Here is a 9,001-nt window from a genome sequence, read left to right as displayed (position 1 = left end):
ACTTCTTGTACACAACGAAGTTTAAATTCATAATTGTATTTGACTTTTCTTTCCATAAAAATGCCCCCAAATAGCGTCTAACTTTTTGGGGGCAGTTCAGTTTTAGAATCCCTTTTTTAATATCTCAAAATTTACAAATCAAATACCGAAGTTCGTTTAGAACGAATCAAATCTTTCAATCGAATCCAAAAAGCCAGCGTCAGATAAATTCCGAATCCCAGTCCCGCAGTAACAAACGAAATATAAATGAAAAACAAACGAACACTGCTAACCCGCATTCCTAATTTATCGGCTAAACGCGAAGAAACCTGAAATCCGTATTTTTCGAAAAAAAACTTCAATTTGATAATAGCTGACATTAGGCATGAATTTTTAGTGTCGGGTAAAATTACAAAATTATAACACTTCTTAAACAAATTAATTTTTCTTCAACAACTCCGTCCCGATAGCACAACTCAGGCATTTTCCATAAGTACAATATTCATTTTTCAGTTGTAATAGCGATTGGCTTTCAAATGAATTATTCGCTTTTAAACCAAAAGACTCAAACTTATCTACAATACTATTTTTCTCAGCAGCTACCTGACTCAAAATCGCTATCAAATCTTCGCTTATTTCCTTAGCAATACTTTTTGCGTAAGCAAACTGAATTGGAACAATCGTATTAATCAACAACAAATCGATAAAAGATTTCGAAAGTTTCTTTGCTTTTTTCGGACTTTCTTTGTCAAACTGATAATGCATTTCCCAATATTCCGAAGGCTTTAACTGAAACAACTCATAGGCTGCTTCAAGATTTGTAATACTAATAATTTTGGAAAACAGATTTTGGTGTAAATGATACAAATGCGCCAATTGCGAAAGCCGAATGGTCGGAAAATTATCCGGTCGATGTTTAAAAAACTGAACCTGTCCTTCAGTTTCAGATGACAATTGGTATTTGTGCAACAAATAAAAATACCGAAATTGTAAATCTTTAAAATAATTATCTTCTTTCTCCCCTACTAACAAACCAGCTTTCCCAAACAACAAAGCTTCCAAATTTTCAACCTCAAAATTTTCTTTTCTTATTATCGAAAAAGGAACTGACTCTGCTATTTTCAAAAAAAACAAACCATTAGTATTCAAACCAAAATTTTTAGCCAGCATACAAAATAACACTGCTTCCCAATCCATATTGGTTTGCTCCAACAACTCGTTTATAGCTTTTGACTTTCTTTCCAAGCGTTCAAAAAAAAGGCGTTCTTGCCAATTTTTCAAAACAAAATTATCAACTTCTCTAATTTGTTTTTCACAAAAAATCCATGACTTTGGAACGGTTAATTTTTCATAATTAAGCAACACTTCATGGTCAGTATAATTTTTTAGTTCTAAGACAGGGACTTCTGTATTATCCTTTCTAAAAACCGCAGTATCATGTTCCCAAACCACGTGCAAAATCACATTTTCATAAGCCGCATCTTTCTCATGATGATGCACATACCAATCGGAAGATTTCAGATGAATTTCGACATTTCCAGCCCATTTTTGATTTCCAATAATCATTTGAGCATTAAAAAAATCCGGACCGGACTGTTGCAAATACTGCCCCACCTGACTGATACAAATACTATCTCCGGTGGTCGTTTTCAAATCCTGAGTATTCCACTTTTTATATTTCCATAAATAATGTAAAAAATCTTCTTTCATAGCCGAGATTTAAATTCACAGACTAATTTAATGAAAAAACTTACACTAAAATTTCTAAAGGGAAAAATCTTATTTGAGCAAATACAATTGAGCACAAGCTAATGCGTCCGAGAGGGCTTCGTGGTGATTTAACGCAATTTGCATCGCTTTACAACAATCGCTAAGTTTGGTTGGTTTTATACCCTTTGCCTTATAAATTTTCAGCGTACATTCCCAACGGGAAGCAATATTCAAATCGGTATAATCCAAACCATAATATGCCATTGATTTTGCCAAAACATTACGGTCAAAACTTTCATTATGTGCCACCACTACCCGATTTTGAAGTCGTTTTTGAATTTCAGGAAAAACTTCCAGAAAATTTTTAGCTTTGATGGTATCACTTGGATAAATTCCATGCACCTGAATGGTAAATGGCGAATACAAATTATTAGGCGGCTGAATTAAAGTCACAAACTCATCGACTACAATTCCGTTTTCAACCGTAACAATTCCCACCGAACAGGGGTGGAAAGCCGTTGCTGTTTCAAAATCGATAGCTGTAAATGTCATTCTAAAAAAACTAGTTGAAGAAATTCCAAATTAATCCCACACGAAGTGTCATGTCGCGATACGGGTTATTAGGAGCTGAATAATAATTATTTCCAGTGTAAGCCGAATTAAAATGTTCGGCTTTCAGGTAAACGCGCGTTCTTTGTATTTTAGCATTAATAAAGAAATCCAAATTAGGATAATTGCCAATTTTCTTTTGCTGTTGCACGAAAAACTCACCAATTACAGGACTATAATCATTAGCATAATAACTGGTAAAATAATTAAATGTAATTCCTGTTTGAATAAACAAAGCATTATGAAAGAAATAATTGCTAAAATACAAGGTATTACGGGTAACCAAATCCGGAACGTTTAAAACCGATTCGCTTTGATCTGCTTTTTGATACAAGATAGTATTATTCAAAGCAAATTTCCCAAAAGTAAGTTCTTTACTCAATTTAAGCGATAGGTATTTTATAGTTCCCCCAAACTGATTTGGAGTTACAATTTGTTGCGAATCATCAGTAGCTGTATTTTTAAAATATAAATGATCCGTCAATGTAGATAATTGCAAAGAAGCCTCAAACCAAGGCGTCACAGCAGTACCGCTAAGCACATTAATTTTTTCGTTTTCGAAATTATTAGACCAGTTGTAAGCTTCATATTCACTTTGATACAAGTTGTAAATATCATCTGGAAGCTTGCTTATGTTTTGATAACCAAAAACAAATTGGAAATCATCATTCAAATCATAATTTAATTTGGCTTCTACATTCGAAATGGATTGCTTGCTAATAGATTTGGAAAGCAAAAATTTCCCATGCCATTTGTTTTTCCAATATTCGTATTGCCCGCCAACATTGTTGATTTTTCGGGACAATGTAGAAGGAATAACGCCCTCGTCTTTGATCAATATTCGATTATAATAAAAATTACTTCTGAAATCATCTACAAAAAACTGAAACTTTCCAAGTGTTGTATTTTCATACACCAAGCCGGCTTTATTGTACATTTTATTGTAATGCGTCTGATCTTTCAAATCGGAAGTTACAATCGCATCGCCAAAACGATTCACCGCCTGAGTTCCAACCGCCGAAATTAACGTAGGCTGATAATACTGAAACATTTTATTTTCATAATTCAACTGATGCGTTACATATAAATTATTGGCCGCTTCACTTGGATTAACTCTGAAAACATGATCTACAAAAATACGTTTGGCTCTCAAAAAAGATTCCGCATCGGTTAAATACACCTGCAAACGCTGTCTGTTCTTATAATCAGGGTCTTCGCTTTCAAAATCTTCAGTAGTTGTAATTCCGCCATTTTCCTCATTCAAAGCATCCTGCGATGTAAAATGAGACTTAATCAAATAACGTTTACTTGTGGTGTGATAACTCATCGTAAATCGGAAACTTCCGGTGCTACTCAACTGATTGATATATTTCCCCTCAGAACGTAATCCTTTGTAAGCAATAGACAGGTTTAAATTTGGCGAAAGATTAGCCGTAAAATAAGAATCCACCTCCTGTCCTCTGCCCAGAGAAGATTTAAAAAACAATTCTGTTACCGGAGTCGCCACCGAAGGATAGAGAATTTGATTAACTTTTAAAAAATTAAAATGCTTAGCTGTAAAACCCATTTCCGGAAAAGGTGAATAATCCGTCAGGCTGTACTGAAGTGTATTATAAGCCTGACCTTCGTTAGGAAAAGCCAATAATCCAAACAAATCTCTTCGAAGGTAATTATGACTGTATTCTCTTTCAATAGTAAGCGAAGTATCTAAATAAGTTGTATCTCTTTCCAAAGTCACAAAACGATACATATCGATTGAAGCAACTTTGCCGGTATCTTTTTGTTTCCCGCCTTTTAAACGTTCAGAAAAACTTCTTTTAGAACCTTCTTCTCTGGAATCATTTTGAGAAAAAAGCACGGCAGGTAAGGCTAAAAAATATAAAAAAAAGAGAATCCTCATTCGAAACAGCTATATAAATTGGGTTTTATTTCAAAACTAACACGGCGACAAAGGTAAACGATAAAACGGTATAAAAAAACTACTTCATCGCTACTTAATTATAAGTAAACGTTAGAATAAGCCGCTATTATCTTAAAAATTTTATAATCTTTGCCTATCCAAACTTTTTTATATGCTTTCTGCCCGATTTTCTCAACTCATTCTTGAAGCCGGAACTGACGAAGCCGGTCGCGGTTGCCTTGCCGGACCTGTTACGGCTGCGGCTATAATTCTTCCAACTGACTTTAGCAATTCTATCCTCAACGACAGTAAACAATTATCTGAAAAAATTAGAGAAAAATTACGTCCGCTAATCGAAGAACAGGCTGTAAGTTTTGCCGTAACGCATTTATTCCCGAACGAAATTGACGAAATCAACATTTTAAATGCTTCAATGAAAGGAATGCAGGAATGCATATTAAAATTAAACCCAACTCCCGAATTTATCATTGTGGACGGCAACCGAAATATGAACGCTAAACTGGGATTGAAAAATAATTTTGGTAAACAATTCACCACTGAAGAAATTGCTTTACTTAAATCAATCCCTAATCAAAGTATTATTAAAGGAGACGCCAAATTTTTAAATATTGCAGCCGCTTCTGTGCTGGCTAAAACCTATCGCGATGAATACATGGATAAAATCCACGAAGAATTCCCGATGTACAACTGGAAAAAAAACAAAGGCTATCCAACCAAAGAACATCGCGAAGCCATTGAAAAATATGGTCCCTGCAAATACCACCGCATGAGTTTTAGATTGTTGCCGGAACAGCTGACTTTAGATTTATGATTTTTCTAACCACAAAGTTCACAAAGAAGTCGCAAAGCTCACGAAGAAAAATTAATTGTAAAAATCTATAAGCTTTGTGTTCCTTGTGCTTTCTTAGTGAACTTTGTGGTTAAGAGAACTCACATTCAAACAACTCAGTAAAATGTTTCAGAATTTTTGCTTTTACTTCTTCTTCATCTACTTTTTCAACGCCAAGTTCTACGTTTAAAGTAGTAACTGCTTTTCCGCGAATGCCACAAGGAATAATATTATCAAAATAACCCAAATCGGCATTGACGTTCAAAGCAAATCCGTGCATGGTTACCCAACGCGAGGCACGAACACCCATAGCACAAATTTTTCGGGCGAAAGGCGTTCCCACTCCAAGCCAAACTCCGGTTTCTCCTTCGCTTCGCCCACATTCCAAACCATATTCGTTTAAAGTAAGAATGATCGTTTCTTCCAGAAGTCGCAGGTATTTATGAATATCTGTAAAGAAGTTTTCTAAGTCTAAAATAGGATAACCTACAATCTGCCCCGGACCGTGATAAGTGATATCGCCACCACGATTGATTTTGTAGAAAGTAGCTCCTTTGGCTTCCAACTGTTTTTCGGAGAGTAATAAATTTTCGAAATCTCCACTTTTCCCTAACGTATAAACATGCGGATGCTCAACAAAAAGAAAATAATTAGGCGTAGGCAGATTGGTTTCTTCCCTACGGTTTTGGATTTTTAAATCGACAATTCCTTTAAACAAAGCTTCCTGAAATTCCCAGGTGGTTTTATAATCTTTGCGTCCTAAGTCCTGAAGTTGGATTGTTTTATTCATTAGTCATTGCGAGGAACGAAGCAATCTCACTTTCGTTCATTTATTTGATGAGTTGCAAAAATACAATTAATTATTTTCTTTTGCCACGGAGTCACAAAGTCGAAAAGATTGTTATTTATTGTACTTAATCTATTGAATTAGCTACCCAAAAGTCCGTTTAAGTATTTTACTAGAAAATATTATTTTCTTTTTTGCTTGATCAAAAAAGAAACAAAAAAAATCAAGTCTTGCGCTTCCTCGTCGGTCAAATTAGTTTTCGAATGCTAAAGAAAAGAACTCGCTACTCTCAAACAGCTTTTCTTTTTACGCATTCTTCAAACATTTGACACTCGACTGCGGAAGCTAAGGACGTTTGAATCTCATAAATAACAAGAATTAATTATTCGAAAACCACATTTAAATTCAATTTCTCTGGATTCTCTGTATATTCAGTAAAAGGATATTCTACCGTGATGGTTTTTCGATCAGCACTAAATAGCGCATCAGGATTGGAAACTGATTTTACGGCTTTAGGAAAATGGTATTTTAAAGTATACTTGGAAGAAGCAAAAATCATCTTAGCCATTCCGGTTGAATCGGCTGCTATTTTAGCCATTGCCTCTTTAGACACAATTGCTTTACGTGTAAACTGCTTCCCATCATAACTAAAAGTCAATTTAGAATTATCATTCCCAAAACCGCTAAACATTTCGGCAGTCTTATTCGATTTTCCATTTAAGTCTTTCATAGCGGCCATACTTTCCATCAAACCTCCTAAATCATTTACTTTTTTAAACGGGGTATTCATCGAAAACAATAATTGTTGGGCTTCAGGATTCATTTTGATATTCATCACAAAACTTTCCAGTTTTTTAAATGCCGACTGTTGCTCCGGAGACAACTTAGCAATGCTGTCTTTTTTGGATTCAAAAATCTCTTTAAACGAAAAAGTAGAATCTATTGCCTTAGCATTATTTTTCATACCTAATTCATTTCCTAATTTATCTCCCGCCATCGCCAGCAAACCTGCCCCATCCATTTCTATGGAAAAATTCCCAGAACCATCAGCTTGTACATCGATGTTTTCGGTGAAGTTGCAGCTTACGAAAGTTAAGCTTAGAAGAATTACACAGATAATTTGATTAATTTTTGTCATGGGTTGTTTTATATTCAAAGTGTGGATTTAAAATTGCGAGTACGAATATTATTTATATAGTTCGAGTCCATTCTTTATCAACTCTTCATTGAGATTTATTAATTCAGAATCCCACAAATCTATTGATATTAATTTTGATTTTAAAGTTTCAAACTCTGGTTCAGTTAAAATAATTGCAGCTGTCGTTCCTGAATAAATAGAATTAGGAAGCCCTTCTTTTATAAGTGCTTTTGTTCCATTTACTATCTTATTTTTCCTAAGAGTTTTAGTCTGAATACCATTTATATAATCATCAATCAATTCATTTAACTGTTCTAATTTTTCAAGTATTGCGTTACCAATTTCAAATCTTTTCTTAACTAATCTTTCTTGATCGTTTAAATTTAATACTGAAATTGTTAACTTCCCAATATCATCTATTCCTTTTATCCTATAACGCCAATATCTTAAATGCTTTTTGGGATCTATTTTACTAGGATCAATTATTGGTTCTATTTTTGTGTCGTGATCTTTTTTTGTACCATTACATTTCTTACAACAAGGAAGTAAATTCTCCCATACTAATACTTCCTTTTTATATTTATCTTTATGATGAAAATGTTCAACTTCTAAATATTTACTTTCTTCACTTATATTTGTTTCGCAAAAACAACATTTATTGTGAGACAGATCTAATAAAGCTTTTTTGAGAAAATCTAAATGCCAAACTGATTTACCAGTCTTTAAAAATTCTTCCGTCAACTTATCTTGTAATTCAATTGTAAGTTCAACAGGTTTATTTGTTCTATTTAACTTAATCATTTAAAAAACTTCCTGTTAATTGTATTTTTAATATTTTTCTCAATGAGTTTTCTGGATGAAGCATTACATCAAGTATAGCAAATTGAGCTTTTGCGGTATCAAAATCTTCAATTTCAATTGCATTGTTAAAATTTGAAATTGCATTAAGATATTTTTGAGTTCTTGTTTCTTCCATACCCATTACATCTCTTAATATTTCTTCGACTGACCAACCCTGACATCCATATTCTGAATTTAATAAAGTATTCACTTTTACGTTATTATTTTCCTCATTTACTAATGCAATTATTTCATTAGGTTGAGCCACTTGAATAATATGTGGACTATGCGTTGTTGAAAAGATTTGAGCATTTGGCAAAATTGATTTAAGTATTAAATAGATTTTTGCTTGCCATTCTGGATGAAGATGTAAATCAATTTCATCAATAAGAATTATACCATCAAAATCCTTCACGTATTTAAATGGAGATCGATGACGTAACTCGACTTCCATAATTACACCTATTATAATAGCTAAACATGATTTAAAACCTGAAGAAAGATATTCGAAGTAAATTTCTTCTTCTCTATTTAAAAGCATTATATCGAATGAGCTAGAAAGTACTCTGTTAAATTTTATATTTTCATCTAATAAGCTAAAACATGATTTTAAAAGTTCAAAATTCTTAATTTGATTTATGTCTAAAGAACCTGGTTGGGCAGCAAACATATATCTGTTTACAATCCAATTCTTGATTCCACTAGAGCTTGAACCTGTTATCGTTTCACTAAAAAAATTTATACCGTTTTTATCCTTAGATATTGTACTTAATCCAACATATGGTATATCTCTTTGTGTTTTGAAATAAATGACATCATTTGAACTTTCATGCAAACCATTTTTATCCTTTTTATTTTCATCTGGATGAAATGATTGAGTCTTTAAACTATGTTTGATTTCCTTTGAATCAATAACTAATCCAGTTTCCCATATTCCTATTTCAGCTTTTGAATTCTTTTTTATAGAAGTTGTTGAGCCAGAAAATGTTTGAGCCAAACAATTTAAAATTGTTGTTTTTCCAATTCCATTTTGTCCACAAATAATATTGAAACTATTATCAAACTCTAAATATAGGTTTTGTAATGGACCTATATTTTTAATGTGAATATTATTAATTCTAATCATTTGAATTATTAAATTATTTTGTTTTTTTTTTTAAGTCACAGCTATCTAGTATACATACACAA

9 protein-coding genes are annotated in these 9,001 nt (G+C 33.1%); 1 reads left to right on the top strand and 8 read right to left on the bottom strand.

Going from position 1 to position 9,001, the window contains the following annotated elements; translation table 11 throughout:
• Positions 1 to 131 precede the first annotated feature (131 nt).
• The 4 genes from B6A10_RS13250 to B6A10_RS13235 all read right to left on the bottom strand — a co-directional run bounded on the left by B6A10_RS13250 (position 132) and on the right by B6A10_RS13235 (position 4,198).
• The gene (locus tag B6A10_RS13250; protein ID WP_026713285.1) at positions 132 to 359 is read right to left on the bottom strand and encodes a PspC family transcriptional regulator; all 228 of its coding nucleotides are present in this window, start codon (positions 357 to 359) and stop codon (positions 132 to 134) included.
• Positions 360 to 417: 58 nt separating this feature from the next.
• Entirely contained in the window at positions 418 to 1,689 is a 1,272-nt protein-coding gene (locus B6A10_RS13245) for a DUF2851 family protein (RefSeq protein ID WP_188221247.1), read from the bottom strand.
• Between the two features lie 69 nt (positions 1,690 to 1,758).
• Positions 1,759 to 2,241, bottom strand: coding sequence for a 3'-5' exonuclease (locus B6A10_RS13240; RefSeq protein ID WP_188221246.1), 483 nt, complete (start codon positions 2,239 to 2,241; stop codon positions 1,759 to 1,761).
• 10 nt (positions 2,242 to 2,251) lie between these two features.
• The gene (locus B6A10_RS13235) at positions 2,252 to 4,198 is read right to left on the bottom strand and encodes a putative porin (protein WP_188221245.1); all 1,947 of its coding nucleotides are present in this window, start codon (positions 4,196 to 4,198) and stop codon (positions 2,252 to 2,254) included.
• A 172-nt stretch (positions 4,199 to 4,370) separates the two neighbouring features.
• Between B6A10_RS13235 and B6A10_RS13230 the strand changes: the two genes are divergently transcribed.
• Positions 4,371 to 5,030, top strand: a complete 660-nt coding sequence (locus B6A10_RS13230; RefSeq protein WP_188221244.1) for a ribonuclease HII — start codon at positions 4,371 to 4,373, stop codon at positions 5,028 to 5,030.
• A 109-nt stretch (positions 5,031 to 5,139) separates the two neighbouring features.
• On the opposite strand, the gene lipB is transcribed toward B6A10_RS13230, so the two are convergent.
• From lipB to B6A10_RS13210, 4 genes are all read right to left on the bottom strand, one after another.
• On the bottom strand, positions 5,140 to 5,838 hold the full coding sequence (gene lipB, locus B6A10_RS13225) for a lipoyl(octanoyl) transferase LipB (protein WP_188221243.1): 699 nt from the start codon (positions 5,836 to 5,838) through the stop codon (positions 5,140 to 5,142).
• Between the two features lie 379 nt (positions 5,839 to 6,217).
• Complete coding sequence (locus tag B6A10_RS13220) at positions 6,218 to 6,973, bottom strand: hypothetical protein (protein ID WP_188221242.1); 756 nt, start codon at positions 6,971 to 6,973, stop codon at positions 6,218 to 6,220.
• A 48-nt stretch (positions 6,974 to 7,021) separates the two neighbouring features.
• On the bottom strand, positions 7,022 to 7,774 hold the full coding sequence (locus tag B6A10_RS13215; RefSeq protein ID WP_188221241.1) for an HNH endonuclease family protein: 753 nt from the start codon (positions 7,772 to 7,774) through the stop codon (positions 7,022 to 7,024).
• Entirely contained in the window at positions 7,767 to 8,939 is a 1,173-nt protein-coding gene (locus B6A10_RS13210; protein ID WP_188221240.1) for an AAA family ATPase, read from the bottom strand. The genes B6A10_RS13215 and B6A10_RS13210 overlap by 8 nt, the downstream gene beginning before the upstream one ends.
• Positions 8,940 to 9,001: the final 62 nt, after the last annotated feature.

Source organism: Flavobacterium pokkalii (assembly GCF_014596575.1).
In the GTDB taxonomy this organism is placed as follows: domain Bacteria; phylum Bacteroidota; class Bacteroidia; order Flavobacteriales; family Flavobacteriaceae; genus Flavobacterium; species Flavobacterium pokkalii.
This window is presented reverse-complemented; position numbering and strand designations above follow the sequence as displayed.

Coding starts and splice junctions, on each gene's coding strand:
- B6A10_RS13250 (WP_026713285.1), bottom strand. CDS start 359: ATGTCAGCTATTATCAAATTGAAGTTTTTTTTCGAAAAATACGGATTT.
- B6A10_RS13245 (WP_188221247.1), bottom strand. CDS start 1,689: ATGAAAGAAGATTTTTTACATTATTTATGGAAATATAAAAAGTGGAAT.
- B6A10_RS13240 (WP_188221246.1), bottom strand. CDS start 2,241: ATGACATTTACAGCTATCGATTTTGAAACAGCAACGGCTTTCCACCCC.
- B6A10_RS13235 (WP_188221245.1), bottom strand. CDS start 4,198: ATGAGGATTCTCTTTTTTTTATATTTTTTAGCCTTACCTGCCGTGCTT.
- B6A10_RS13230 (WP_188221244.1), top strand. CDS start 4,371: ATGCTTTCTGCCCGATTTTCTCAACTCATTCTTGAAGCCGGAACTGAC.
- lipB (WP_188221243.1), bottom strand. CDS start 5,838: ATGAATAAAACAATCCAACTTCAGGACTTAGGACGCAAAGATTATAAA.
- B6A10_RS13220 (WP_188221242.1), bottom strand. CDS start 6,973: ATGACAAAAATTAATCAAATTATCTGTGTAATTCTTCTAAGCTTAACT.
- B6A10_RS13215 (WP_188221241.1), bottom strand. CDS start 7,774: ATGATTAAGTTAAATAGAACAAATAAACCTGTTGAACTTACAATTGAA.
- B6A10_RS13210 (WP_188221240.1), bottom strand. CDS start 8,939: ATGATTAGAATTAATAATATTCACATTAAAAATATAGGTCCATTACAA.